Source organism: Variovorax sp. Soil_C_39 (assembly GCF_057656815.1).
This window is the reverse complement of record NZ_JBDGJQ010000006.1, coordinates 241,946-267,362: the sequence shown is the minus strand read 5'-3', so window position 1 is coordinate 267,362 and position 25,417 is coordinate 241,946. Positions and strand designations below refer to the sequence as shown.

Genomic DNA, 25,417 nt, shown 5'->3' with positions numbered 1-25,417 from the left:
TCAGAATGCCTTTTGAACCTGGATGTAGAAGCGCGGGTTGCGCCCGCCGCCATCGGTCTGCGCGCGCGGCGTGCCGTCGCGCCAGGCCAGCGTGGCATTGACCGAGAAGTTGCCGGGCCGCGCCCAGCTCACGCCCAGGCCGAAGCCGCGCAGGCTGTGGGTGTTGTCGCCGTCGAAGAGCGTGGGATGGCGCGCGATCTTTCCGCGCGCGGCGTCGTAGAACGCGAAGGGCGTGAACGCCTCGTTGACCGACCAGCGCCATTCGAGCGTGCCGATCACGCCCTGGTCGACCAGCAGCTCGCCCGAGGGATAGGCGCGCACCGCGCGCGCGCCGCCGAGCGCGAGCTTCTCGGACGCGTCGAGGTTCTTGCTGGCCCACTGGCCGCCCACCGAGAGGTAGAGGGAGTGTTGCGGCACGATCGACTGCAGGCGCGAGAGCTGGAAGCTCATCTTGGTGAAGCCGCCCTCGGTGCGGCGGCCGCCGAAGCCCTGGTCGGCCTCGCGGCTGCCGGGGTCGTGGATCGACAGGTCGCCGTGGTAGACCGTGCCCGAACTCGCCCAGTAGCCGCCGCCGAGCAGCTCGTCGCGCCGCTCCCAGGTCCAGCCGACGCCGAAGCCACGCACCCGCTTCTTGGCGCTGAAGCCCACGCCGCGCAGTTCGTCGGTCAGGTCCTTCACGTCGGCGGTCAGCCGCAGAAACAGGTTCTGCTGGCGCTGGCGAATCAACGGATAGCTGAGCGACACGTCGAAGACGTCGGCCTGGCCCTGTGCCTCGAGGTCGGCGAACTGCCCGCCCAGTTCGTAGTTCACGCGCGCCAGGCCCATGCCGGCGCGCAGGCCGTTGGTGCCGATCGGCGCCTCGTACGACACGCGGCCGAACTGCAGCGCGTTGCTGTCGGACACCATGAGCCGCATGTCGAGGTTGTCGCCGATGCCGAACGGGCTGAGCCAGCGCGCGGTGCCGCCGAAGCGAAAACGCCCCGACTCCTTCGTGCCGTGGTTGTCGGCTTCGGCCGAAAAGGCCCAACGCGAAGCCGCGGCCACTTCGACCGACAGGTCGGTGGTGCCGGGCTGCGTGCCTTCCTGCAACGCGGACGAGACCTTGAGGCCGGGCTGGTCCGACAGCAGCAGCATCGCGCGCTCGTACGCCGGCGCGTTGACGGCCTCGCCGGGCGCGAGCGGCGCGAGGAAGCCGCGCACGCGCGATTCGGCGACCGGCGCATCGGGCGCCACCACCACGTCGACGCGGCCGAGCCGGCCCTCGATCACGCTGATCTCGACGATGCCGTCACGCACGGTCTGCACCGGCACCACGGCCTGCGCAAGGAAGTAGCCACGCGCCTTGTAGTGCGCGGTGATGGCCTGCGCGAGGCCTTCGAGGTCGCCGAGCGTGACGTTGCGGCCGATGTAGGGTGCCGTGATCGCCTGCAGCTCCTCGTTGCTCAGCGCCTTCACGCCGTTGAGGCGCAGGTCCTCGAGCTTGAAGGAGGCCTGGTTCGGTGGCGGGCTCGCCGGCAGGCTCTGCGGCGCGGCGCTGCCGCCGGCCTGGGCCAGCGGGCGGTCGCAGGCGGCGCAGGGGTTCTGCGTCGGCAGCAGCGTGGTGCTTTCGGTCTCGCTGGCCTGGGCGCTCTGGGCGGCGACGAACAGGGTCGCGCCGAACAGCGCCGACACCGCGAGCGCGACGGGGGTGGAGCGGGGACTAGAGCGCATGTGCAGCATCCACGGTGAGGCGCCAGTTGCCGATCAGATTGAACGGGGCCCAGAAGAACGGATGGGCCATCTTCGGGTCCTTGAGCACCGCGAGCTGGCCGGCCTGCACGGCCTTCTGCAGATCGCGGCCCTTGGCGAGCTCGCCGTAGAGCGTGCCCATGAGCACCGCGGTCGCGTCGTCCGACACGGGCCACAGCGATGCGATCAGGCTCGAGCTGCCGGCCGAGAGGAACGAGCGCGTGAAGCCCAGCACCTCGTCGCCCTGCGCGATGCGCCCGAGCCCCGACTCGCAGGCCGAGAGCGTGACCAGCGCGGTGCCCTCCATCGGCAGGCCGAGGATCTCGTGCGCTTCCAGAAAATTCTGCCGGCCGCCCTCGTTCGCAAGCAGGATGCGCGAATACAGCGGATCGACCGCATCGGCCTCGGCATGGGCCGCCACGTGCATCAGCGGCGAACGCGCGGCCACGTCGCGGAACTGCGTCTTGGTGGCCGCGGAGCCCATGTAGACCGTGTTGCGCGGGAACAGCTGTGCGAGCTGCTTGACCTCGACCTCTGCGCCCGGCAGGTCGTACTTGTCCTCGATGCGCGGATTGCCGAAGGCGGTGAGCGCGGCACTCACGCGCGGCGTGCGCTGCGCCAGCTGCACCGCGATGCTGATCGAGGGCGCCACCGCCACCGGATGGCGCTCGATGAGGTAGCGCCCGTCGGTGCGCAGCGCCTGGAACGGCAGGTAGTGCAGCGCACCGTGCGGCACGACGACCAGCCGCTGCCCCGGCACCAGGCCCAGCGGCGCAATCAGCGCCGCGCCGAGCTTGTCGGCATTGGCAACCGCCGCGCGGCGGCCGCGCACGATCGAGTTGCGGAACACCTCCACCAGTTCGGTGAGCTCCTCGCGCGGCAGCGCCACGGTGCTCGCCTTGATGCCGGCCGGGCCGACCACCCAGACGAGCAACCGGTCGGGCAGCGAGTGGAACTGCAGCACGCGCTCGTCGGGCGCGAGCGCCGCCTGCAGCGTGGCGAGGTCGATGGTGGTCGCGGCGCGCTCGTGGATCTTCGCGCGGCCGCGCACCGCATCGAGCAGCGCGCGCGAGCGGCTGCGTTCGCTGACCTCGAAGGCGCGGCCGGCATCGCCCGCATCGCTGTAGATCGCCACGGCGCGCTCGAACACGGTCTGCAGGTCGGAGAACAGCCCCATCTTGAATTCTTCGCTGCGGAACCTGGCGCGCACGCGGTCCACGCTGCCGAGCGCCTGCGCGGCGGCCTCGGCCGCTGCCTGCTTGTCGCCCAGCGCGAGTTCGCTGCGCGCGAGGCCGTCCCAGGCCCAGAGGCGGTAGTAGTCGGCGTCGGTGCCGGCCTGCCGCACCGTGAGCGTGCGGTACAGGTCGCGGGCCTCGGCGGGTCGGTTCTCGGCCAGCAGCAGGCGGGCGCGCGTGCGGTCGAGCTGTGCCGCGAGCGGTGCGTCCTTCGGCGGCGCGATGGTGGCGAGCACCTCGCGGGCGCGCGCCGCGTCGCCCGATTCGATCAGCGCATTGACGAGCGAGGCCTGCACCAGCGGCGCGTAGCGGGCCGAGCTGCCGGCCAGCGCCTCGTCGTAGCTGAGCACCGCGCCGGCATGGTCGCCGCGCCGCGTGCGCGCGTCGCCGATCACCTTGTGCACCGGGCCGACGACGAGCTTCGGATCGCGGGCCGGATGCCGCAGCGCCTCGCGCGCGAACTGCTCGGCCTTGTCGAGCTGCCCCGAATAGCTGTAGACGATCGCCAGGTCGCGGTGCGCCATGGCGAGCAGGTTCGGATCGCGCGTGGCATCGGCCAGGTGCAGCGCCTTGCTCGCGGCGCGCACGCTCTGGCGGAATTCGCCGGCCTCGGCCAACGCCACCGCCTGGCTGCAGTACTGGTAGCCCGAGAGCTTGACGCTGTCCTGCCCGTAGAGCACCGCGCCCTCGCTGGTCAGCGCAAGCAGGGTGTCGGTGTCGGCGAGCCGCGCCTGCTCCATCCGGCCGGCTGCGGCCTCGGCGTTCGGTGCCGCCTGGGCCCTTGCCGAAGGTGAGTGCACCGCCAGCAGCAGCACCGCGAGGCCCACCGCGCCGAACGCGGCCGCGAGCCTTTCACCACGACGGGCCGAGCGCCCCCATCCCGTTCTCGAAAACCACGTCATTGGACCCCCGCGTGCGGCCCATGCACCCGCGGTTGCGGGAAGCGGCGCGGCAGGAATGCGCGCCTTCGGGCCTCGTGCGGAAAGTCTAGGAGCGGGCCCGCGCGGCGCCTATTTGCAGGACGGCCTAGCGCGAATGGACTAGGGTCGCCCTGCGGTGCTCAGGCGGGGATCGAATCGATGTCGGTCCGGTCCCAGTGCCGGTGCTTCGCGATCGCGGCAATGAAGGCCTGCGCGATCTGCGTCGCCGCGGTCGTGTCGCCGAGGTTGGTGACCGGCGTCGCCGCGATCACCACGCCCGGCGGCGCTTCGGCCTGCTGCGCATCGGCGGCGATGCCGAGCCTGGACAGCAGCTGGACGCCCTCGCCCACCGTGCAGATGGCCTTGCAGTGCTTGTAGGCCTCCAGCACGAAATGCACCGCGTCGCCCGATGCCGCGAGCGCCGAGATCCCGAGGCTGCCGCCCGGCACGAGTACCGCGTCGAACACCACCGACGGCGCATTGGCAAAGGTCATGTCGACGTCGATCTGCCGCTTCGATGCGCTCGCGATGGTGCCCAGGCGCGCGCCGACCACCTTGCACTGCGCACCCGACTGCTCGAGCGCATCGCGGATCGGCTTGAGCGATGCGGAGTCGATGCCGTCTGCCGCGAGGATCGCGATGCGGCGCGTGCGCACCGTGCCGTCGCCGGTGTCGGCCATGCTGAGCGCACGCGACTCCTCGATCGGCAGCGTCATGCGGTGCTCGCGAAATCCGGCCCGGCCGGCGGCCGCCTTGGCGTCGGGTGCGCCGATGCCCAGCGGCTCGGCCACGCGCCGCGCGAGCTTCTCGTCGACGTGCGCGAGGTTGTCGACCATGCGCTGGCGGATGGCGGGCACGTCGACCTTCGAGAGCTCGAAGCGGAACGCCGCGACGATGTGCTCCTTCTCGGCCGCGCTCTGGCTGTTGAAGAACAGCCGCGCCTGCGTGAAATGGTCGTCGAAGGTGGGGCTGCGCCGGCGCAGCTTGGGCGACTCGATCTCTTCGGGGTGCGACTGGAAGCCCACGCTGCCGCCATCGACGCGGAACTCCTTGCCGTCGCCGAGCGAGTTGGGCTCGTACGACACCTGGCCGCGCGCGATGGTCTGGCGGTGCATGCCGTCGCGCTGGAAGTTGTGGAACGGGCAGACGCTCTTGTTGATCGGCAGCTCGTGGAAGTTCGCGCCGCCCAGGCGCGAGATCTGCGTGTCGGTGTACGAGAACAGCCGGCCCTGCAGCAGCGGATCGTTGCTGAAGTCGATGCCGGGCACCACATGGCCCGGGTGGAAGGCCACCTGCTCGGTCTCGGCAAAGAAGTTGTCGGGGTTTCGGTTGAGCACCAGCCGGCCGATGCGCTGCACCGGCACCATTTCCTCCGGAATCAGCTTGGTGGGGTCGAGCAGGTCGAAGCCGAGCGACTGCGCGCGGTCGGCCGGCACCAGCTGCACGCCGAGCTCCCACTCGGGAAAGTCGCCATGCTCGATCGCCTCCCAGAGGTCGCGGCGATGGAAGTCGGGGTCCTTGCCCGCGATCTTCTGCGCCTCGTCCCAGGCCAGGCCATGAATGCCGAGCTTCGGCTTCCAGTGGAACTTCACGAAGTGGCTCTCGCCACGGTGGTTGATGAAGCGGAAGGTGTGGACGCCGAAGCCCTCCATCATGCGGTAGCTGCGCGGAATGGCACGGTCGCTCATGGCCCACATCAGCATGTGGGTGCTCTCGGGCATCAGCGAGACGAAGTCCCAGAAGGTGTCGTGCGCGCTCGCGGCCTGCGGCATCTCGTGGTGCGGCTCGGGCTTGAGCGCATGCACCAGGTCGGGGAACTTCATCGCGTCCTGGATGAAGAACACGGGGATGTTGTTGCCGACGAGGTCGTAGTTGCCCTCGCGCGTGTAGAACTTGACGGCGAAGCCGCGCACGTCGCGCACGGTGTCGGCCGAACCGCGCGAGCCGGCCACGGTGGAGAACCGCACGAACACGGGCGTCTTCGCGTCCGGGTCCTGCAGGAAGTCGGCCGCGGTGAACTGCGACATCGACTTGTAGACCTGGAAATAGCCGTGCGCCGCCGCGCCGCGCGCATGCACCGCGCGCTCGGGAATGCGCTCGTGGTCGAAGTGCGTGATCTTCTCGCGCAGGATGAAGTCTTCGAGCAGCGTCGGCCCGCGCAACCCCGCCTTGAGCGAGTTGTGGTTGTCGGGAATCTGAAGACCCTGGTTGGTCGTCAGCTGGGGCGCCTGGTCGGTCGTGAAGCCGTCGAGTTGCTGCTGCTTGGCGTTGCCGGCGTCCGAGGCCTTCGAGCGGCGCCCGGCGGCGGCCTTGTTCTGAGGCGTCATCGAGGGTCTTTCACGGGAGGGTCAACTTCATTGTCGAGGAACATGTCGAGCACATTCACCACCGCGATCAGGCAGATGAAGCCGGCCACGGCGGCGACCACCCAGAACAGGATTTCATCCCCCCACGCGCCGGTGAGTGAATCGAACAGCGACGCAAAATCCATGATTGCTCCAGCAGATCAGTGTGAAAACTCGGTGCTTGCGCCGCAGCCTCCTGAGGTCCGCGCAGAGATGGCGGCGGGGGCGAATGCGAGCGTGACAAAGATTAAGTTTTTCTCACACTGTTACCCGTAGTGGCGGCTCGCCCGCGCATGTCGGAAAGCGTGCGCCCCCGGAGTAGGAGCGCGCCGACAGCGTGCCGCCTACGTCGCTTCGCGTCTCTGCCCCCGCCGGTCGGGCGCGGCCGGCCCTTAGGATCGGTGGTCATACACATCCAACGGGGGATCGTCAAAATGCAGATCAGGATCGGCTTCGACATCGAGCTGGCGGTCACTGCACCGACAGCGCTGATCTACATGCTGCAGGTGCATCCCACGCGCGCGGGCGATCTGCAGGGCGGCGAGAACATCAGCATCAGCCCGCCGCTCGTCACCGACCACTACCTGGACAGCTACGACAACCACTGCGCCCGGGTGCAGGTTCCACCGGGCGTGGCAAGCGTGCGGCTGCACAACCATGCCGTGATCTTCGATACCGGCACCCCCGATCCGGTGGACCTCAGCGCGATCGAGCACACGGCGGCCGACCTGCCGACGTCCACGCTGCGCTTCCTGCTGCCGAGCCGCTATTGCGAGGTCGACAGCGAACTGCTCGCCTTCGCCTGGAACAACTTCGCCAACCTGGCGCCGGGCTGGCCGCGCGTGAAGGCGATCTGCGATTTCGTGCACGGGCACCTGCGCTTCGACTACGGCCGGGCGCGCCCCACGCGCACCGCGCTCGACGCGTTCCGCGAGGGCACCGGCGTGTGCCGCGACTTCGCGCACCTCGCGATCGCGCTGTGCCGCTGCATGAACATCCCGGCGCGCTACGCAACTGGCTACCTGGGCGACATCGGCGTGCCGCCGGTGCCGTACCCGATGGATTTCAGCGCCTGGTTCGAGGTCTACCTGGGCGACCGCTGGCACACCTTCGATGCACGCCACAACACGCCGCGCATCGGGCGCGTGCTGCTGGCACATGGGCGCGATGCGGCCGACGTGCCGATCACGATGGTGTTCGGCGCCAACACGCTGCAGCGCTTCGAGGTGACGACGCAGGAAGTGGCCTAAAGTGGCCTAAGGCATGTAGCCGAGCATCTCCATCGCGCGGCGCAGCCCGGTGCGGCGCTTCTCCATCGCGTCCCACGGCGCATTGCCGACGGTCAGGCGCTCAGCGGCGTTGGCCACGGTCCAGTGCGCCGGACCGGCAAGGTCGGGCAGTTCCTCCCAGTCGAGCGGCACCGAAATGCCCATGCCGGGGCGGGCGCGCGCCGACCAGGCAGCGGCCGTGGTGGCGCCGAAGCCGTTGCGCAGGTAGTCGGCGAAGATCCGGCCCACACGGTTGCGCGGTCCGCTCTTGGCGACGAAGCGTTCGGGCACGATGCGCGCGAGGTGCTCGACGATGGCGCGCGAAAAGCCCCGCACCTCGTCCCAGCCGAAATCGCGCCGCAGCGGCACCACCACGTGCAGGCCCTTGCCGCCGCTGGTCTTGAGGAACGACGGCAGGCCGAGCTCGTCGAGCAGCACGCGCACCAGCAGCGCGGCCTCCTGGATCAACGGCCAGTCGACGCCCTCGCCGGGGTCGAGGTCGAAGGTCATGCGGTCGGGCTTGGCCAGCGCGCGCGAGGTGGCGTTCCAGGTGTGCAGCTCGACCGTGTTGAACTGGGCCGCGCCGAGCAGCGCGCGCGCCGTGTCGATCTGCAGCAGCGGCTCGTGGCCCGGGTCGAGCGCCGGATCGAGCAGTTTGATGCCGGCGATCTCGCTGTGCTGCGCGTGCTTCTGGAAGAACAGCTCGCCGTCCATGCCGTCGGGCGCGCGCACCAGTGCGACCGGCCGGCCCTTGAGGTGCGGCAGGATCAGCGGCGCCACGCTGGCGTAGTAGGCCACCAGATCGCCTTTGGTGATGCCGGTGGCGGCGTCGATCACGCGCTCGGCGTGGGTGATGCGCGGCAGCTGGATGCCGGCTGCTGGCGACGAAGGGCCGTTGATGGAAGCTGCCATGCGCCCGAACTCTGCGCGCGCGTCGTATGCAGGGTGTAGGAGCGCGGCGGCGCCGGCCGTAGGGTTCAGGCGGCGGCGGCGGGGCCTGCCGGGCCGAGCACACGCTCGCTCGGGCGTGCGAAGTAGAACCATTCGGCACCCGGCTGCGCGAGCGCGTTGGGAAAGACGATGAAGCCGTCGTCGGGCGCGTTCACCGCTGTGCCGTCGTGGCGCATGCCGATCGGCTCGCCGCGCTGCACCGCATCGAAGGTGGCCCAGTCGCGCACCAAGCGGTCGTGCTCATGCAGCCGATAGTCCACGCTCGCGAGCCGCAGCAGCAGGCGCGGCGGTGCGGGCGGGGGGCCGGGCGGCGGCTCGGCCATGCCGAGCAGCGCGAGCGCACGGCGGATCGCGCGCCACGCCACCTCGGGCGCCTGCGGGTCCTGGTGCTGGCCGCATTCGAGCGTGACGCCGTAGCCGCCGCAGTTTCGGATGTACTCGTTGGTACCGCGGCCGAAGTCGATCTCGTGCTCGGTCACCGCCCCGCCCGCGGCGCGCTGCGCGAGTCCGGCGGCATAGATGTCGAGCCAGCCCTCCACCACGATCGGCGTGCCGAGGTGCAGCGCGAGCAGGCCTTCCTCGGTGGCGCGCGCGAACGGCTCGAGCGGACCGGTGTTGTCGCGCGGGCCGATCATCGCGAAGGCCTCGCCCGCGCTCTGGAACGAATGCAGGTCGAGCAGCACGTCGTGGCGCTCGATCAGCGGGCACAGCAGGTTGGTCACGCGCGCCTCGTAGTCGGACGGCGAGGCACTCGGCTTGAACAGGCGGTTGAGGTTGCGCTGGCCCTCGCGCTGCAGCCGCCGCCGCGCGAGCGGGTTGGCCACGGGCACCAAGGTGAGCTGGCCGCGCTGCAGCCGCAGCGCGCCGCCGTCGAGTTCGGCCAGCACGCGCTCGATACCCGCCGTGCCGCAGGTTTCGTCGCCATGCACGCCGCCCACGACGAGCAGCCGGGGGCCGGGGTTCAGCGAGGCGAAGGCATGGATGCGCAGGCTGTCGGTCGCCGCGGCGGCGTCAAGGGGATCGGAAGACATCCGGGGAATTATTGCGGAGCGCCTGGCCGCGCGCAAAGACGCTCTCGATTCGATAGCGCCGCGCGGCACCTACAGCGCGTGCCTCGCGTGTCCTACCGCGCAGGGCACGGCGCCGATGCAGCCTTGGGCGAACACCAGCTACCGTGCGAAGGAACCATGCCATGAGCAACAACAACAACAGCAGAAGCCCGGCCCGCCCCGACGATCCGCTGCGCGATGCCGGCGGGGGCGACACCAAGGTCCAGCAGGGCGGCGACTCGGCACCGCGCCTGCCGCACGAGCGCGACCAGTCGTCCGACAGTCAGGAGCCGCAGGACGGCCAGCAGGTGGAGGTGGGCCGCAAAGGCCATGACGACGTGGAGCGCGGCGTGGTCGACACCAGCCGCGGCGCCGAAACCGACCGCGTCTACAACGACAAGGTCAAGCCCTGACCGGCGCGGCGCTCAGCGCGGCGCCACGCCCGCGAGCTGCTCGCGCATCTGCGCGATCACCGCAGCGTAGTCCTTGGCATTGAATATCGCGCTGCCGGCCACGAAGGTGTCGGCACCGGCCGAGGCCACGCGCGCGATGTTGTCGGCCTTGATGCCGCCATCGACCTCGAGCCGGATGTCGCGCCCGCTCTGCTCGATGCGCCGGCGCGCAAGCTCGATCTTGCGCAGCGCCGAATCGATGAAGCTCTGCCCGCCGAAACCCGGGTTCACGCTCATGATCAGGATCAGGTCGATGTCGTCGATCGCCCAGTCGAGCGCCTCGAGCCCCAGCCCCGGGTTGAACACGAGCCCGGCCTTGCAGCCCGCGGCCTTGATGGCCTGGATGCTGCGATGGGTGTGCGGCGACGCATCGGGGTGGAAACTGATGTAGTCGGCCCCGGCTTCGGCAAACGCTGCGGCCAACGCGTCGACCGGCTGGATCATCAGGTGCACGTCGATCGGCACCGGCTCGCCGTCCGCTGTCTTGGCGTGGGGCCGCAGCGCCTTGCACACCATCGGGCCGAAGGTCAGGTTCGGCACGTAATGGTTGTCCATCACGTCGAAGTGGATCCAGTCGGCACCGGCGGCGATGACCCGGGCCAGTTCGTCGCCGAGGCGCGCGAAATCGGCGGAAAGAATGGAGGGGGCGATGCGGAACGGCGTGCTCATGGCGGCAATTGTCGCAGCCCGACGCCGGATCGGGAAAGCCGCCGGCCAGTTACCATCGCGCGCATGTCGAACAGCCCCTTCAGCGTCCAGGTCGAGCCGCGCTACCTCGCAGACCAGTCCTCCCCCAAGGACAAGGTCTACACCTTTGCCTACACGGTCACCGTGACCAACGTGGGTCGCATGGGCGCCCAGCTCATCGCGCGCCACTGGCTCATCAACGATGCCTCCGGCCATGCCCAGGAGGTCAAGGGCCTCGGCGTGATCGGGCAGCAGCCGCTGCTCGCGCCGGGCGAGAGCTTCCGCTACACCAGCGGCTGCCGGCTGCAGGCGCCGAGCGGCACGATGCACGGCAGCTACTTCGTGGTGACCGAGGACGGCGAGCGCTTCGACGTGCCGATCCCGATGTTCGTGCTCGAGGCCGATGTCGGCGGCGCGCCGGTTTCCCGCGTGCTGCACTGAGATACCACACCCCCGGGGCTGGACAGAAACCGCCTTTGTCCTGCACTCTGCGGTCACCGCCATGCGGTACAAACCCGGAGCGGGCGATTTCCAGGCGCCGCACGCGACCGCCGCGGGTCCACCTAGCGCGCAGGCCCCTCGGGGGCTTCGCTTCCCACCGACCGCCGGGCCCGCCATCCGTTTCTTCCTGACTGCATGAACCTGACGACGAATCTAATCAACGACCTGCTGGGTTTCTGGTCCGAGTGGCTGCGCCCCTCGGCCGGGCTGCCCACGGTGCTCTGGTCGCTGCTGCTGGCCGCGGCCGCAGCCTCGGGCCACCTCGTGCAGCGCTACCTGGGCTTTCCCAAGGTGGTGGGCTATTCGGCCGTGGGCGCGTTGTTCGGCTTCGCAGGCTTCGAAGGCGCGATCTGGCCGCTGCGCGGCATCAGCCTTTTCCTGCTCGAACTCGGCGCCGCCGTGGTGCTGTTCGAGGCCGGCGGCCGGCTGCCGCTGCGCTGGTTCCGCCACAACCCGATGGTGCTGGTGCAGAGCCTGCTCGAAGCCACGCTGACCTACTTCGGCGTGCTCTGGATGCTGCAGCTGCTGGGCCTGCCCGATCCGGTGGCCAACCCGATCGCGCTGATGGCGATCGTGGCGTCGCCGGCGGTGCTGAGCCGCGTGATCATGGACACCCGCGCCTCGGGGCCGGTGACCGAGCGCGCGATGACGCTCGCCACGCTCAACACCTTCTATGCGCTCGCGCTCGGCTATGCGCAGGCGGGCCTGATCGAGCGCGCGCCGCAGACCCTGCTGCAGAAGCTCTACCCGGTGGCGGTGGTGCTCGGCCTCTCGTTCGTGATCGGCGGCATCCTCGCGCTCGCGCTGCGCATGGCGCTGCGCTTCATGAGCCCGACGAGCGAGAACACCTCGATCCTGCTGATCGCGCTGATCGCGGCGGGCACCGCGCTCACGGCCCACTTCGGCGGCTCGGCGCCGCTGGCGGCACTGATCGGCGGGGTGCTGCTCAAGTCGCTCAATCCCAAGCCCTGGGCCTGGCAGCGGCAGCTCGGCACGGCCGCGTCGCTGCTCACCATGCTGATGTTCGTGCTGGTGTCGATGGTGGCGGCGCAGGCCGACTGGACGCTGCCGGTCGCGAGCGTGGTGCTGGCTGTGATCGGCATTCGCCTGGTCGCCAAGATCGCGGGCGTGGCGATCGCCAACCCGGGCAGCGGGGCCAGCTGGAAGCAGGCATTTTGGGTCGGCTGCGCGATGTCGCCGCTCTCGTCGATCGCGCTTTTGATCGCATCGAACTTCACCAGCGCCTCGCCGCTGCTCGGCACCATGATCACGCAGGTGGCGCTGCCCTCGATCCTGCTGATGGAAGTGCTGGGCGCGGTGCTCGCCACCGTGGCCATCCATGCGGTCGGCGAGAGCTCGGTGCCCTGGACGCCGCAGGCCTTCAGCACCACGGAGGACACGCAGCGATGAATGCCGCCATGCCCCCCGATCAGCTCAACCTGCACAACATGATCGACAGCGACGACGTGCGTTCGGCACCGCTGGCGGCCGACCCCGACAGCCGCGTGGTGCGGCTCGAGCCCTTCAACCGCTCCGAAGCGCTGTCGCTCGGCGTGGAGCTCGAGCTGCAGCTCGTCAACACGCACGACTACGACCTCGCGCCGTACGCCGAAGACATGCTGCGGCTCATGGCCCAGACGCCGCTGCCCGGCAGCGTGGTGCCCGAGATGACCTCGAGCATGATCGAGATCTCGACCGACATCTGCCATTCGGCCCAGGACGTGATCACGCAGCTCTCGCCGATCCGCGAGGCGCTGATCCGCAATGCCGACAAGCTCAACATCGCGGTGGTCGGCGGCGGCACGCACCCATTCCAGCAGTGGCACGAGCGGCGCATCTACGACAAGCCGCGCTTTCGCGAACTGTCGGAGCTGTACGGCTACCTGAGCAAGCAGTTCACCATCTTCGGCCAGCACGTGCACATCGGCTGCCCCGATGCGGACGCGGCCCTGCTGATGCTGCACCGCATGTCGCGCTACATCCCGCACTTCATTGCGCTGTCGGCCTCGTCGCCGTTCGTGCAGGGGCAGGACACGCAATTCGACTCGGCGCGGCTCAACTCGGTTTTCGCATTTCCGCTCTCGGGCCGCGCGCCGTTCACGCTGAGCTGGAAGGAGTTCGAGGCCTATTTCGAGCGCATGACCCGCACCGGCGTCGTGCGCAGCATGAAGGACTTCTACTGGGACATCCGTCCCAAGCCCGAGTTCGGCACGATCGAGATCCGCGTGTTCGACACGCCGCTCACGGTGGAGCGCGCCGCCGCGCTCGCGGGCTACGTGCAGTCGCTGGCCGCATGGTTCCTGCAGGAGCAGCCCTTCGAGCCCAGCGAGGAAGACTACCTCGTCTACACCTACAACCGCTTCCAGGCCTGCCGCTTCGGGCTCGACGCGGTGTATGTCGACCCCGCGAGCGGTCAGCACATGCCGCTGCGCGACCACATCCTCATGACCATGACCCAGCTCGAATGGCACAGCGAGGCGCTCAACGCCACCAAGGCGCTCGGCGAGTTGCGCACCAGCGTGGAGGCCAACCGCAACGATGCGCGCTGGCTGCGCGAGAAGCAGGGCAAGGAGCGGCTGCTCGCCGAGGTGGTGCGGCAGTCGGCGCTGCGCTTCCGCGGCGCGGACTGACCGCCCGGATTCAGCCCGCTGCGGCCTGCAGCGAAAACTGCCGCCGGTAGGCCGCCGGCGACACCTTGAAGGCCGCCGTGAAGTGCTTGCGCAGCGACACCGCCGAGCCGAAGCCGGCATCGGTCGCCACGCGCTCCACCGGCCGGTCGGTGGTTTCGAGCAGCCGCTGCGCGAGCGCGAGGCGCTGGTTCTGCAGCCACTGGCCGACCGTCGTCCCGGTGGCTTCGCGAAAGCGCCGCGTGAAGGTGCGCCGGCTCATCAGCGCACGCTTGGCGAGCGCGTCGAGCTCGTGCGCGGCCTGCAGGTGGCGCCCCAGCCATTCGAGCAGCGGCGCGAGCCCGTTGCCGCCCGCGACCGGCGGCACCGGCTGCTCGATGTACTGCGCCTGCCCGCCCTGCCGGTGCGGCGCCACCACCATGCGGCGCGCCGCACGGTTCGCGGCTTCGGCACCGTGGCGCACGCGCAGCAGGTGCAGGCAGCAGTCGATGCCCGCCGCAGTGCCGGCCGAGGTGAGCACGTCGCCGTCGTCGACGTACAGCACCTCGGGGTGCAGCTGCACCTTCGGGTACTTGCGCGCGAAGGTGTCGGCCAGCTTCCAGTGCGTGCTGGCCGGGCGGCCGTCGAGCAGGCCTGCCTCGGCCAGCACGAAGGCGCCGAGGCACAGCCCCACGACGATCGCGCCGCGGCGGTGCGCGGCCTGCAGCGCACGCAGCAGCGCCGGCGGCGCGGGGCTGCCGTCGTCGCGCCACGAGGGCACGATCACGATCTGTGCCTGCCGGATGGCCTCGAGGCCGTGCGGCACGTTGAGCGTGAAACCCGCGTTGGTGCGCAATGGCCCCGGCTCGAAACCGCACACCTGCAGCCGGAAGCGCGGCACCCCCGCTTCGGTGCGGTCTTCGCCGAAGACCATGCACGGCACCGAGAGGTGAAAGGGGCTGATGCCGTCGAAGGCCACGACGGCGATGGTTTCTGCAGGGGTTCGCGCCATGGCCCGATTTTATCGATGAATGGCATTCGGGCCACTTTTCCGCACGCGCCGCGCGGGCAAGAATCGGTGCAACCCAACCTACAACCTACGGAGCAAGCCCATGAACGCAAAGACCGCACCGCGCCGCGCCCTCGTCGTGATCGACGTGCAGAACGAGTACTTCGAAGGCGGCGGACTGCCGATCGAGCATCCGCCGGTCGAGCAGTCGCTGCCGAACATCACCCGCGCGATGGACGCCGCGCGCGCCGCCGGCACGCCCGTGGTGGTGGTGCGCCACCATGCGCCGGCCGGCGCGCCGGTGTTCCAGGCCGACGCCCACAACGGCCAGCTGCATCCCGAGATCGCGAAGCGGCCGCACGACCACCTCGTGACCAAGGCCTTCCCGAGCGTCTTCACGGGCACCGACTTCGCCGACTGGATCGCGCGCACGGGCATCGACACGCTCAGCATCGCCGGCTACATGACGCACAACTGCGATGCGTCGACCGTGTTCGAGGCCATGCACCGCGGCCTGAACGTGGAATTCCTCTCCGACGCGACCGGCGCCCTGCCCTACGCCAACGCGGCGGGCCGCGCGAGCGCGGAAGAGATCCACCGCGTCTTCAGCGTGGTGTTCCACAGCAACTTCGCGGCGGTGGCGACCACCGAGGCTTGGATCGCCGCGCTGCAGGCCGGCGAGGCGATCGAGAAGGACAACGTGGTCATGTCGAACCGGCGCGCGCGGGGCTGAGCGCGCGCCAAGGTTGCATTTCGCGCGCACCGGAGCCCTTATGCTCGCCGCATGGGTGAATTCGACCTGATCGCACGCTACTTCCACCGCCCCGCCAAGCGCTCGCCGCTCGGCGTGGGCGACGACTGCGCGCTGCTCGCGCCCGCGCCGGGCATGCAGCTGGCGGTGTCTTCCGACATGCTGGTCGAAGGCCGGCATTTCCTCTCGACGGTCGATCCGGTGCGGCTCGGGCACAAGGCGCTGGCGGTGAACCTCAGCGACCTGGCCGCCTGCGGCGCGAAGCCGCTGGCCTTCACGCTCGCGCTGGCGCTGCCGAGCATCGATGCGCCGTGGCTCGAGGCGTTCTCGCGCGGGCTGCTGGCGCTGGCCGACGTGCACGGCTGCGAGCTCGTGGGCGGCGACACCACGCGCGGGCCGCTCAACATCTGCATCACCGTGTTCGGCGAGGTGCCGGCCGGTGCGGCGCTGCTGCGCTCGGGCGCGCGTGCCGGCGACGACATCTGGGCCAGCGGCACGCTCGGCGATGCGCGGCTCGCGCTCGAGGTGTTCCGCGGCACCCTCGCGCTCCCGGCCGAGGTGTTCAAGGCGGCGCGCGCACGCATGGAGCAGCCCACGCCGCGCGTGGCGCTGGGCCAGGCGCTACGCGGCACCGCATCGGCCGCGGTGGACGTGAGCGACGGCCTCGTCGGCGACCTGGGCCACATCCTTGCGGCGAGCGGGGTCGGTGCCACGCTCGACGCCGATGCGGCCGCGAGCCTCGTGGCCGCGGCCGACACGCCCGGCATCGGCACCGAGACGCTGCGCGGCTGCGCGCTTTCGGGCGGCGACGACTACGAGCTGGTGTTCACCGCCCCGCCCACGGCGCGCGCCGCGGTGGCGCAGGCCGGCCGCGAAAGCGCCACGCGCGTCACGCGCATCGGCCGCATCGAGGCCGAAGCCGGACTGCGCATCGTCGATGCGGGCGGTGCACCGGTGGCGCAGCGCTTCGGGTCGTTCGACCACTTCGCCTGATCAACCCCTGCGCGCGGCAACGAAGCGGGCCACCAGCCACGCCGCCAGCGCCGGCGCGAGTGCGAAGCTCGCGAACAGCCAGGCAGCCGCCGAGCGCGCGCCGGCCGCGCCACCGGGTTCGGTGAGGCCGGCCGCATTGGCCACCAGCCCCGCCACCGCTGCGCCCACGGCCATGCCATAGAGCTGCACGGTGGTGATCGAGGCCGAGGCCAGGCCTTCCTGGCCGCCGGGCGCGAGCGACATCACGCGCGTGACCAGGTGCGGCCATCCGATGCCCACGCCAACACCCACGACGGCCAACGCGACGCCTGCCAGAAACATCTCGAGCCCCGGCGCGAAACGCCCGGGCGCCGGCAGCAGCAGCGCGAGCGCGACGAGCCCCAGCGTGCAGGCCACCGGCCCGGCGCGCAGCATGCGGTCGGCGGCGCGGCCGCTGCGGCCCGACGACAGCAGCGACCCCGCGCTCCAGCCACCGGCCATCGCGGCCGTCAGGTAGCCGGCCGACAGCGGCGAATGGCCGTGCAGCAGCTGCAGGAAATAGGGCACGAAGATCTCGGTGGTGGTGCCGACGAGCAGCAGCACCACGCTCGCATAGATGGCCCCCATCGGCGCGCGCACCGCGTAGGCGCCGGTCGGCAGCAGCCGCACCGCGGCACGCCGGTCGACCCGCGTGGCGAGCAGGCCGAGTCCGAGCCCGAGCGCCACGCCGGCGGCCTGCCAGGCCAGCGCCGGCCAGAACCCGCTCGCCGCGATCACCAGCACCGAGGCGGCGAGCAAGCCGATCTGCGGCGCCGGAATGCGCGGCATCTGCGCCGGCCGCTGGTGCCGCACGCCCGCCGCGGGCCGCAGTTGCACCGCCACCAGAAGCGCCTGCGCCGCAGCCAGCGGCAGCAGCGACCAGAAGGCCCAGCGCCAGTGCCCCGCCTGCGCGAACAGGCCGCCGACCGCCGGCCCGCAGAGCGTGGCCACGCCCCACATGCCCGACACCAGCGCCACCGCACGCGGCCACAGCCGCGGCGCGAACACCAGCTGGATCAGCGCATAGCTCAGGGCGGCAAGCAGGCCGCCACCCAACCCCTGCACCGTGCGGCCCGCGAGCAGCCAGGCCATGGCCGGTGCAAGCGCGCACGCCATCGAGCCCATGGTAAAGATCGCCAGGGCGGCCAGGCAGGCGCCGCGCGGCCCAAGCCTCGCCAGCAGCCGCACCGACAGCGTCGCGCCCAGGATCGATCCCACGACGAATAGCGTGGTGCTCCACGCGTACCAGTCGAGGCCGCCGATCTCGTTCACCACCGACGGCAGCACGGTGGTCACGATGTGCACGTTGACCGCGTGCAGCGCCACACCGCCCGTGAGCGCCACTGCACGCCAGCCGTTGCGGCCGCTGAACAGCTCGCGCCAGCCGGGGGCGGGCGGTGGGGACGGCAGCGGGGAAACGCCGGTGGCGGAGGGAATGGTCGAAGAGGCAGCGGGCATGGCGCAAGGGCGGAGCGAGAGGAAGGCCTCGATCGTAGGCCGGGTCCATCAATTAAACAAGTAATTGCTTTGATAAATGCAAGATCTTGGCCGCCCTCGAATGCGCGACACTCCTGGCTCGACCCCAGCCGTTTTCTCTTCCGCAGGCCCGATGTCCCCCGCCACCCCGCTCCGCCCCACCATCGCTTTTCTTCGCGCGCATCCGGCGCATTTCATCGCGCTCGGCTTCGGCTCCGGGCTCGGACGCATGGCGCCGGGCACCGTCGGCACGCTCTGGGCCTGGGTGGCGTTCGCGGTGATGCAGCTGTGGTTCACGCCCGCAACGATCGGCTGGATCATCCTGGCCGCGCTGCCGATCGGCTGGTGGGCCTGCAGCCGCACCGCGCGCGACCTCGGCGTGGCCGACCCGGGTTGCATCGTCTGGGACGAAGTGGTGGCGTTCTGGATCGTGCTCTGGCTGGTCACGCCCGCGGGCCTGCTGGCGCAGGCGGTGGCCTTCGGGCTGTTCCGGTTCTTCGATGCCGCCAAGCCCGGCCCGGTGGGCTGGGCCGATGCGCTGTTCAAGCCGCGTGCCGGTGTCGAGACGCGCTGGTGGCGCGCAGGCTTCGGCATTCTTTTCGACGACCTGGTGGCGGCCTTCTGCACGCTGCTGGTCATTGCGCTGTGGCGCGCCTGGTGAGTAGGGCCTGTTCACACTATTTACGGGGTCGCGAAGGCATGCCAAAGCGGACAAATCAAGGCGCACGACGCAGTGTGTGCGTCGGCACACACAAGGCGTGCAACGCGGAGTTGGCCGCTTTGGCATGCCTTCCCTTCGGGTTGGCCCGCATTGGGGCCGTCTGCGGCGTTGCCCGCGCTTGCAATGCTCCAGCATTGCTGCGCACGGGCGCCTTGCAGCCAGCCCCGATGCGGGCCAACGCGATCCCCGTAAATAGTGTGAACAGGCCCTGACCATGACGAACCCCCTGCTTCCTCCGCGGCCCCTGCTCGCCGACAAGGCCACGCCCGCGATCGTCGCGGCCTTGGCCGACCTGCTGCTGCAGAAGGGCTGGATGCTGGCCACGGCCGAAAGCTGCACCGGCGGCCTGATCGCCGGCGCCTGCACCGACCTCGCGGGCTCGAGCGCCTGGTTCGACCGTGGCTTCGTGAGCTATTCGAACGCGGCCAAGACCGACATGCTGGACGTCGACGCGGCGCTGATCGCCACCGATGGCGCGGTCAGCGAACCCGTGGCGCGCGCCATGGCCGTGGGCGCGGCGGACCGCTCGGGCGCCCGCGTCGCGGTGGCAGTGACCGGCGTGGCCGGCCCGAGCGGCGGCAGCGCCGACAAGCCGGTCGGCACGGTGTGGTTCGGCTGGTCGGTCGATGGCCAACTGCGCACCGAGCGCCGGCGCTTCGAGGGCGACCGCGCGGCGGTGCGCGCGGCCACGGTGCACTACGCGCTGCAGACGCTGGTGGTGCTGCTCGGCCCGCAGGGCAACGCCTGAAAAGCCGCACGGCGCGGTCCACTATGATCTCGCGCCGCGCACCGTTCCATCCGAAGAAAGAGGCCTCATGACCGCAGCATCAGCCAATGCCCAGACCATCGAGCGCTTCTACCAGGCCTTTGCGCGGCTCGACGGCCCCGCCATGGCCGCCTGCTACGCGAGCGATGCGGCCTTCGACGACGAGGCCTTCTCGCTGCGCGGGCGGCGCCAGGTCGGCGGCATGTGGCGCATGCTCTGCGACGCCACGCGCGCCAGGGGCGCCGACGTCTGGAAGCTGAGCTGGCGCGACGTGGAGGCCGACGACACCAGCGGCCGGGCCCACTGGGACGCGCACTACCGCTTCAGCGCCACCGGTCGCCTGGTCGACAACCACGTCGATGCGCAGTTCGGCTTCACGCCCGAAGGCCTCATCGCCACCCACCGCGACAGCTTCGCGTTCTGGGCCTGGGCGCGCCAGGCGCTCGGCGCGCCGGGGCTGCTGCTCGGCTGGACGCCGATGCTGCGCAACAAAGTCAGGGCCACCGCGGCCGCCAACCTCGCCACTTACCTCGCACGCGAACCATGAACGACAAGACCTCCCTCGCCATTGCCGACAACCCCGCCCAGCACCGCTACGAAGCCATGCGCGACGGCCGGCTCGCGGGCTATGCCGAATACAACCTGCTGACCGACGCGATCCTGTTCTCGCACACCGAGGTGCTGCCCGAGAACGAAGGCAAGGGCGTGGGCTCGGGCCTCGCGCGGCATGTGCTCGACGACGCGCGCGCCAGGGGGCTGCATGTGATTCCGGTGTGCCAGTTCATCGCGGGCTACATCCGCAAGCACCGCGAGTACGCGGACCTCGTGCGCCCGGACGTGCAGCGCGCGTTCAAGATCTGAGCCGCACGCTCAAGACCTGAGCAGCGCCTTTGGCGCGGGCAGCCACGCGAAGGCCGCGATACCGAGCACCAGCAGCGCCGCGATGACGGCCATCACGGCCGTGAGCGGATCGCCGCCGTGCGCGACGGCCACCGACGCCGCCAGGCCCGTGGCCCACTGCATGAGCGCGACGCCGAGGAACATCGCCATGGTGAACACCGCCATGGCCCGGCCGGTGAGCGTGGCCGGATAGGCCACGCGCACGTCGGCGTACTGCCAGACGATGAAGCCCGAGAGCACGCCGATCATCAGCAGGCCCGCGATGTCGAGCCACGCCGCGCGTGTGAAGGCGACCAGCGCGAAGAGCGCCGCATAGCCGAGCGCGCAGCCCACGATCCGGCGCCGGCGCAGCGCACCGTCGCGGTCGAAACGGCCGAACAGCGGCGCGCCGACGAGCGAGATCACCGACATGGCGATGGCGACATTGCCGCTCTGCACCAGCGAGAAGCCGTGGCGCTCCATCATGAGCGGCCCGAGCCAGAGGCCGCGCAGCGAGATGAAGGCCGCATACGTCACCCCGCCGAGCAGGACGATGCCGAGCGTGTGCGGCATCGCGAGCAGCACGCCGAACTGGCGGATCGCCTCGGGGATCGACTCCTTCGCCTTCGGCACCGCCGAGGCGGGCTCGCGCACCCAGTGCCAGATGGCGAGCCAGGCCAGCGCCGAGACGACGGCCAGCACCACGAAGCCCGCGCGCCAAGAGAACGCCTCGACCAGCCACGCGAGCGGCGTGCCCGTGACCAGCATGCCGACCCCGCCGATCGCGAGCACCAGGCCCGAGACGGTGGCGAAGCGTGCGGCGGGAAAGTGCCGCGCGACGAAGACGGTGCACACCAGGAAGGCCGGCGCGCAGCCGATGCCGATCAGCGCCTGGCCGGCCACCAGCACTGGGTAGCTCTGCGCCAGCGCCGAGAGCAGCGCGCCCGCGATCGCGATCGGAAACGCCACCAGCACGGTGCGCCGCACGCCATGCAGGTCGATGCCGATGCCCATGAACAGCTGCATCGCGCCGAATGCGAAATGGAACGCACCCGAGAAGATGCCGAGCGCCTGCGCCGAGAGCCCGAAATCGGCCTGCAGCGGGCTCGCCATGATCGCGCCGACGGTGCGGAACGCCTGGCTCAGCGCCACCCCGGCGCACAGCGCCAGCACCATGACCCACGCGGCGCGCGGGCTCAGCCTTGCACCGGCGTCGCTGCTGGCGCCGATGCTGCTGTCAGGCACCGTGGCACTTCTTGTATTTCTTGCCGCTGCCGCAGGGACAGGGATCGTTGCGGCCCGGCTCGGCCTCCTTGCGGACCGTCTGGACCTTCGGGCCCAGGCTCTTCCAGAGCTGGCGCAGGTCGTACACGGCCCAGATGGCAGCGCCGAAGTCGTCGAGCCGCTGCTGGCTCACGCTGGGCGGGCCGTCGTCGCTGTACATCGAGACCGTGGGCTTGGCGGTGTCGTTCTCGGTCAGCGCGACGATGTTGTCGAGCGCATCGTCGAGCATCTGTGCGGCTTCCTTGTCGCGCGGCGCGGCCCAGTCCTCGGGCCAGTTCTCGACCGCGTACATGAAGCCGAGCGCCCAGACCTGGGCGAACGAGGGGATCTCCTCGCCCTCGACCTCGGCGCGCTCTTCCTCGGGCAGCGAGGCGATGGCGCCGCGGGTGTCGAGCACCTCGGGCTGCCAGCTGCGCTCGTCGTCGAGCGACTGCACGTCGGCGTCGAGCCCTTCTTCGATCTCGCGCCAGCGGCGCTTCCAGTTCCAGACGAACTCCATGTGCTGGGCCGGAACGAAGCCGTCGCCGAGCAGCACCGGCCAGTATTCGGCCGGCTCGATCGCGCGGCGGGTGCAGATCAGCGCGGCCATGAAGCCTTCGCAGAATTCCCACTGTGGGATTTCGTCGTCGTGCTCGCGCATGGCGTCGAGCGCCTGGTCGAGCACATCGAAGTCGTCGGGGCCCAAGGGTTGCTGGGCGGGGGCGGGGGTCGGGGGGATGATGTCGGGGGAAGTGGTCATGGCAGGTCCGAGGCAGGCCTCTATGATGCAGCAGGCCGGCAGACCTCACTTTTCCACGCCCACGATGATTCCTTTCCCGACGCGCTTTACCGCCTTCGCCCTGTGCGTGGCCGGGCTCGCCGCCAGCCTGGCCGCGGTGCTCGTCGCGCCGCATCTCTGGGGCGCCTGGCTTGCGCTCGTGGTCTTCGCGGTGCTCGCCGCGACCGGCGTGCACGACCTGCGCCAGACCCGCCACGCGATCCTGCGCAACTATCCCGTCATCGGCCACCTGCGCTTCCTGCTCGAATTCATCCGGCCCGAGATGCGGCAGTACTTCATCGAGAGCGACTCCGAGGCGGCGCCGTTCTCGCGCGCCCAGCGCTCGCTGGTCTACCAGCGCGCCAAGGGCGAGCCCGACAACCGGCCGTTCGGCACGCAGCTCAATGTGACCATCGCGGGCTACGAGTGGATCAACCACTCGATGCAACCGACGAAGCTCGACGACCACGACTTCCGCATCGTGATCGGCAACGCCTCGGCATCGGCCGGCCAGGCCGGGCATCCCTGCACCCAGCCCTACAGCGCGAGCGTGTTCAACATCTCGGCCATGAGCTTCGGCGCGCTGTCGGCCAATGCCATCCTCGCGCTCAATCAGGGCGCGAAGATGGGCGGCTTTGCGCACGACACGGGCGAGGGCTCGATCTCGCAGCACCACCGCGTGCACGGCGGCGACCTGATCTGGGAGATCGGCTCGGGCTACTTCGGCTGCCGCAACGACGACGGCACCTTCAATGCCGAGCGCTTCAGCGCCAATGCGCGCGATCCGCAAGTGAAGATGATCGAGATCAAGCTGAGCCAGGGCGCCAAGCCCGGCCACGGCGGGGTGCTGCCGGCGCCCAAGGTCACGCCCGAGATCGCGGCCGCGCGCGGCGTGCGCGTGGGTGTCGACTGCATCTCGCCGTCGTCGCACAGCGCCTTCGACACGCCGACCGGGATGATGCATTTCATCGCCGAGCTGCGCGCGCTGTCGGGCGGCAAGCCCGTGGGCTTCAAGTTCTGCCTCGGCCATCCGTGGGAATGGTTCGCGATCGTCAAGGCGATGCAGGCGACCGGCATCACGCCCGACTTCATCGTGGTGGACGGCGCCGAAGGCGGCACCGGCGCTGCGCCGGTGGAGTTCAGCGACCATGTGGGCGCGCCGCTGCAGGAGGGCCTGCTGCTGGTGCACAACACGCTCGTCGGCGTGAACCTGCGCCACCACATCAAGATCGGCTGCGCGGGCAAGGTGATCACCGCCTTCGACCTCGCGCGCATGATGGCGCTGGGCGCCGACTGGTGCAATGCGGGCCGCGGCTTCATGATGGCGCTCGGCTGCATCCAGGCGCAGAGCTGCCACACCGGCCACTGCCCCACGGGCGTGACCACGCAGGACCCGGTGCGCCAGCAGGCGCTGGTGGTGCCCGCCAAGGCCGAGCGCGTGCGCAACTTCCACCGCAGCACGCTGCATGCGCTGCAGGAACTCGTGCAGGCCGCGGGCCTCGACCATCCGCAGCAGATCACCGCGCACCACATCGTGCGGCGCATCTCCGACACCGAAGTGCGCCTGCTGAGCAACCTGATCATGCAGGTGCAGCCGGGCGCCCTGCTCGGTGCGCTCGACGGGCAGCACAACGTGTTCCGCACCTACTGGCCGCTGGCCAGCGCCGAGAGCTTCCAGCCGCTGACGCAGGCGCCGCCGCAGGCTGCGGCGCAGAACCTCGCCATGGCCGCATGACGCCTTTGCAACAGCAGCCGTCCGTGCCAGGGCCAGGCGACTACGACAGCTTCCTGCGCCTCACTCTGGCCCGGCAGCAGAAGAACGTGGCGAGCCACCGCCTGGGCAGCGAACGCGTCTGGATCAAGAAGGCCGGCCCGCGCCACGGCAAGTGGGGCTACCGCGTGATGGCGGCGGTGGCGCGGCTGGCCGGGCTCGACATCCTCAAGCCGGTGCCCAACCCGGGCGGCGCGGCGGCCATCGCCACCGAGGCACGGCGGCTGCGGCAGTTGGCCGCGGCGGGCCTGCGCGTGCCGCGCGTGCTGGCCGAGCAGCCCGAGGGCCTGCTGATCTCCGACCTCGGCGAAAGCGGCCGTGGCACGGTGGTGCTGCAGGAGCGGCTCGATCAGGCGGCCGCGGCGGGGCCCGCGGCACTGCTCGCCGTGTGGCGCGAGGGGCTCGCCGCGATCGCGCAGGTGCATCTGCGCGGACAGCACCTGAGCCAGGCCTTCGACCGCAACCTCGTGCTCTGCCCCGACGGCGTGATCGGCTACATCGATTTCGAGGACGATCCGTCGGAGGTCATGACGCTGGCCGAATGCCAGGCCCGCGACTGGCTCAGTTACCTGCATTCCACGGCCATGATGCTCGAGGCCGCGGCGCCCGAAGCCGCGGGCCAGCACTGGCAGGCCGCGCTCGCCGAGGTCGGCGGCGAGGTGCGCGTGCGCATCGCCGAGGCGGCGCGGCGCATGAAATGGGCCCAGAAGCTGCCCGCCAGCCGCCGCTGGGGACGCGACACCCAGCGCGTGCGCGCGGTGGCGCGGCTGCTGGGGCGCTGGTACCTTGCCGCTTAGGCGTGCAGTGCCGAGCGCACCGCCACGCCGCGCAACGCAAGCCGCTTCTTCATCGACAGCACCGCGCGGTCCTTGCTGAGCAGCAGCGCGCCGTGCGCCACAGCCAGGTCGATGAAGACCTGGTCGTCGGGGTCGCTGCAGACGCAGGGTGCGCGCGGCGGAAGGACGTCGACGTGGCGCACGCGTGCATCGAAATCCGCGAGCACGGCCTGCACTTCGAGCCCGCGCTGCAGCATGCGCCGCGCGACCAGCGGGTAGCCGAGCACGCGTTCGAGCTCGACGCGCATGGCCGCCGTCGCGAGCCAGCACAGCTCGCCCGCGGCCAGCGCGGTGGCGAGCGGAGCGATGTCGGGGTTCTCGAACACCAGCAGGTCGAGCGCGATGTTGGTGTCGATCACCACCAACGCGCCGGCTTCCGCCGAAGGGGCGGGGTGTTGGCTGCCAGCAGTCACG

The 25,417-nt window shown here is 70.4% G+C and carries 25 protein-coding genes; 13 read left to right on the top strand and 12 right to left on the bottom strand.

Annotated elements, in window-relative coordinates; translation table 11 throughout:
* The 4 genes from AC3A6J_RS17960 to AC3A6J_RS17945 form a co-directional block, all read right to left on the bottom strand.
* The gene (locus AC3A6J_RS17960; RefSeq protein ID WP_487861328.1) at nucleotides 1-1,710 is read right to left on the bottom strand and encodes a ShlB/FhaC/HecB family hemolysin secretion/activation protein; all 1,710 of its coding nucleotides are present in this window, start codon (nucleotides 1,708-1,710) and stop codon (nucleotides 1-3) included.
* A complete protein-coding gene (locus tag AC3A6J_RS17955) occupies nucleotides 1,700-3,865 on the bottom strand; it encodes a CHAT domain-containing protein (RefSeq protein WP_487861327.1) in 2,166 nt (721 codons plus the stop codon). Before AC3A6J_RS17955 ends, AC3A6J_RS17960 begins: the two co-directional genes overlap by 11 nt.
* 158 nt (nucleotides 3,866-4,023) lie before the next feature.
* Entirely contained in the window at nucleotides 4,024-6,210 is a 2,187-nt protein-coding gene (gene katE, locus AC3A6J_RS17950) for a catalase HPII (RefSeq protein ID WP_487861326.1), read from the bottom strand.
* The gene (locus AC3A6J_RS17945) at nucleotides 6,207-6,374 is read right to left on the bottom strand and encodes a hypothetical protein (RefSeq protein ID WP_487861325.1); all 168 of its coding nucleotides are present in this window, start codon (nucleotides 6,372-6,374) and stop codon (nucleotides 6,207-6,209) included. The genes katE and AC3A6J_RS17945 overlap by 4 nt, the downstream gene beginning before the upstream one ends.
* 288 nt (nucleotides 6,375-6,662) lie before the next feature.
* Here AC3A6J_RS17945 and AC3A6J_RS17940 point away from each other — a divergent pair, with 288 nt between their 5' ends.
* Nucleotides 6,663-7,478: a transglutaminase-like domain-containing protein gene (locus tag AC3A6J_RS17940; RefSeq protein ID WP_487861324.1), complete on the top strand. Its 816-nt coding sequence runs from the start codon at nucleotides 6,663-6,665 to the stop codon at nucleotides 7,476-7,478.
* Nucleotides 7,479-7,484: 6 nt separating this feature from the next.
* Here AC3A6J_RS17940 and ligD read toward each other — a convergent pair whose 3' ends face one another.
* Both ligD and AC3A6J_RS17930 read right to left on the bottom strand, forming a co-directional pair.
* Nucleotides 7,485-8,408: a non-homologous end-joining DNA ligase gene (gene ligD, locus AC3A6J_RS17935; protein ID WP_487861323.1), complete on the bottom strand. Its 924-nt coding sequence runs from the start codon at nucleotides 8,406-8,408 to the stop codon at nucleotides 7,485-7,487.
* Between the two features lie 65 nt (nucleotides 8,409-8,473).
* Nucleotides 8,474-9,478 carry a M14 family metallopeptidase gene (locus AC3A6J_RS17930; RefSeq protein ID WP_487861322.1) on the bottom strand — a complete coding sequence of 335 codons (1,005 nt, stop codon included), beginning with the start codon at nucleotides 9,476-9,478 and terminating at the stop codon, nucleotides 8,474-8,476.
* 161 nt (nucleotides 9,479-9,639) lie between these two features.
* Between AC3A6J_RS17930 and AC3A6J_RS17925 the strand changes: the two genes are divergently transcribed.
* Nucleotides 9,640-9,909 (top strand): hypothetical protein, encoded by a 270-nt coding sequence (locus tag AC3A6J_RS17925; protein ID WP_487861321.1) that lies wholly within the window; start codon nucleotides 9,640-9,642, stop codon nucleotides 9,907-9,909.
* Between the two features lie 12 nt (nucleotides 9,910-9,921).
* On the opposite strand, the gene rpe is transcribed toward AC3A6J_RS17925, so the two are convergent.
* Nucleotides 9,922-10,617, bottom strand: a complete 696-nt coding sequence (rpe, locus tag AC3A6J_RS17920) for a ribulose-phosphate 3-epimerase (protein ID WP_487861320.1) — start codon at nucleotides 10,615-10,617, stop codon at nucleotides 9,922-9,924.
* A 63-nt stretch (nucleotides 10,618-10,680) separates the two neighbouring features.
* Here rpe and apaG point away from each other — a divergent pair, with 63 nt between their 5' ends.
* The 3 genes from apaG to AC3A6J_RS17905 all read left to right on the top strand — a co-directional run bounded on the left by apaG (nucleotide 10,681) and on the right by AC3A6J_RS17905 (nucleotide 13,766).
* Complete coding sequence (gene apaG / locus AC3A6J_RS17915) at nucleotides 10,681-11,076, top strand: Co2+/Mg2+ efflux protein ApaG (protein ID WP_487861319.1); 396 nt, start codon at nucleotides 10,681-10,683, stop codon at nucleotides 11,074-11,076.
* A 195-nt stretch (nucleotides 11,077-11,271) separates the two neighbouring features.
* Complete coding sequence (locus AC3A6J_RS17910; protein WP_487861318.1) at nucleotides 11,272-12,546, top strand: cation:proton antiporter; 1,275 nt, start codon at nucleotides 11,272-11,274, stop codon at nucleotides 12,544-12,546.
* A 98-nt stretch (nucleotides 12,547-12,644) separates the two neighbouring features.
* A complete protein-coding gene (locus tag AC3A6J_RS17905; RefSeq protein ID WP_487861389.1) occupies nucleotides 12,645-13,766 on the top strand; it encodes a YbdK family carboxylate-amine ligase in 1,122 nt (373 codons plus the stop codon).
* A 10-nt stretch (nucleotides 13,767-13,776) separates the two neighbouring features.
* Here AC3A6J_RS17905 and AC3A6J_RS17900 read toward each other — a convergent pair whose 3' ends face one another.
* Nucleotides 13,777-14,754 (bottom strand): GlxA family transcriptional regulator, encoded by a 978-nt coding sequence (locus AC3A6J_RS17900; RefSeq protein WP_487861317.1) that lies wholly within the window; start codon nucleotides 14,752-14,754, stop codon nucleotides 13,777-13,779.
* A 100-nt stretch (nucleotides 14,755-14,854) separates the two neighbouring features.
* On the opposite strand from AC3A6J_RS17900, the gene AC3A6J_RS17895 reads away from it, so the two are divergent.
* Together AC3A6J_RS17895 and thiL are read left to right on the top strand one after the other, a co-directional pair.
* Nucleotides 14,855-15,484, top strand: coding sequence for a cysteine hydrolase family protein (locus tag AC3A6J_RS17895; RefSeq protein ID WP_487861316.1), 630 nt, complete (start codon nucleotides 14,855-14,857; stop codon nucleotides 15,482-15,484).
* Between the two features lie 51 nt (nucleotides 15,485-15,535).
* Nucleotides 15,536-16,495 (top strand): thiamine-phosphate kinase, encoded by a 960-nt coding sequence (gene thiL / locus AC3A6J_RS17890; RefSeq protein ID WP_487861315.1) that lies wholly within the window; start codon nucleotides 15,536-15,538, stop codon nucleotides 16,493-16,495.
* Here thiL and AC3A6J_RS17885 read toward each other — a convergent pair whose 3' ends face one another.
* Nucleotides 16,496-17,971, bottom strand: a complete 1,476-nt coding sequence (locus tag AC3A6J_RS17885; protein WP_487861314.1) for an MFS transporter — start codon at nucleotides 17,969-17,971, stop codon at nucleotides 16,496-16,498. It abuts the gene before it with no gap.
* A 151-nt stretch (nucleotides 17,972-18,122) separates the two neighbouring features.
* Here AC3A6J_RS17885 and AC3A6J_RS17880 point away from each other — a divergent pair, with 151 nt between their 5' ends.
* From AC3A6J_RS17880 to AC3A6J_RS17865, 4 genes are all read left to right on the top strand, one after another.
* Complete coding sequence (locus AC3A6J_RS17880) at nucleotides 18,123-18,650, top strand: phosphatidylglycerophosphatase A family protein (RefSeq protein WP_487861313.1); 528 nt, start codon at nucleotides 18,123-18,125, stop codon at nucleotides 18,648-18,650.
* A gap of 274 nt (nucleotides 18,651-18,924) precedes the next feature.
* Complete coding sequence (locus AC3A6J_RS17875; protein ID WP_487861312.1) at nucleotides 18,925-19,458, top strand: CinA family protein; 534 nt, start codon at nucleotides 18,925-18,927, stop codon at nucleotides 19,456-19,458.
* A gap of 67 nt (nucleotides 19,459-19,525) precedes the next feature.
* Nucleotides 19,526-20,023 (top strand): nuclear transport factor 2 family protein, encoded by a 498-nt coding sequence (locus AC3A6J_RS17870; RefSeq protein ID WP_487861311.1) that lies wholly within the window; start codon nucleotides 19,526-19,528, stop codon nucleotides 20,021-20,023.
* On the top strand, nucleotides 20,020-20,337 hold the full coding sequence (locus AC3A6J_RS17865; RefSeq protein ID WP_487861310.1) for a GNAT family N-acetyltransferase: 318 nt from the start codon (nucleotides 20,020-20,022) through the stop codon (nucleotides 20,335-20,337). Before AC3A6J_RS17870 ends, AC3A6J_RS17865 begins: the two co-directional genes overlap by 4 nt.
* Before the next feature lie 9 nt (nucleotides 20,338-20,346).
* Here AC3A6J_RS17865 and AC3A6J_RS17860 read toward each other — a convergent pair whose 3' ends face one another.
* Both AC3A6J_RS17860 and AC3A6J_RS17855 read right to left on the bottom strand, forming a co-directional pair.
* Entirely contained in the window at nucleotides 20,347-21,531 is a 1,185-nt protein-coding gene (locus AC3A6J_RS17860; RefSeq protein ID WP_487861388.1) for an MFS transporter, read from the bottom strand.
* A 61-nt stretch (nucleotides 21,532-21,592) separates the two neighbouring features.
* Nucleotides 21,593-22,378: a UPF0149 family protein gene (locus tag AC3A6J_RS17855; protein ID WP_487861309.1), complete on the bottom strand. Its 786-nt coding sequence runs from the start codon at nucleotides 22,376-22,378 to the stop codon at nucleotides 21,593-21,595.
* A 25-nt stretch (nucleotides 22,379-22,403) separates the two neighbouring features.
* On the opposite strand from AC3A6J_RS17855, the gene AC3A6J_RS17850 reads away from it, so the two are divergent.
* Together AC3A6J_RS17850 and AC3A6J_RS17845 are read left to right on the top strand one after the other, a co-directional pair.
* Nucleotides 22,404-24,131: an FMN-binding glutamate synthase family protein gene (locus AC3A6J_RS17850; RefSeq protein ID WP_487861387.1), complete on the top strand. Its 1,728-nt coding sequence runs from the start codon at nucleotides 22,404-22,406 to the stop codon at nucleotides 24,129-24,131.
* Nucleotides 24,128-24,964 carry a BUD32 family EKC/KEOPS complex subunit gene (locus AC3A6J_RS17845; protein WP_487861308.1) on the top strand — a complete coding sequence of 279 codons (837 nt, stop codon included), beginning with the start codon at nucleotides 24,128-24,130 and terminating at the stop codon, nucleotides 24,962-24,964. The genes AC3A6J_RS17850 and AC3A6J_RS17845 overlap by 4 nt, the downstream gene beginning before the upstream one ends.
* Here AC3A6J_RS17845 and AC3A6J_RS17840 read toward each other — a convergent pair.
* The gene (locus tag AC3A6J_RS17840) at nucleotides 24,961-25,416 is read right to left on the bottom strand and encodes a PIN domain-containing protein (RefSeq protein WP_487861307.1); all 456 of its coding nucleotides are present in this window, start codon (nucleotides 25,414-25,416) and stop codon (nucleotides 24,961-24,963) included. The genes AC3A6J_RS17845 and AC3A6J_RS17840 overlap by 4 nt on opposite strands.
* Nucleotide 25,417 lies beyond the last annotated feature (1 nt).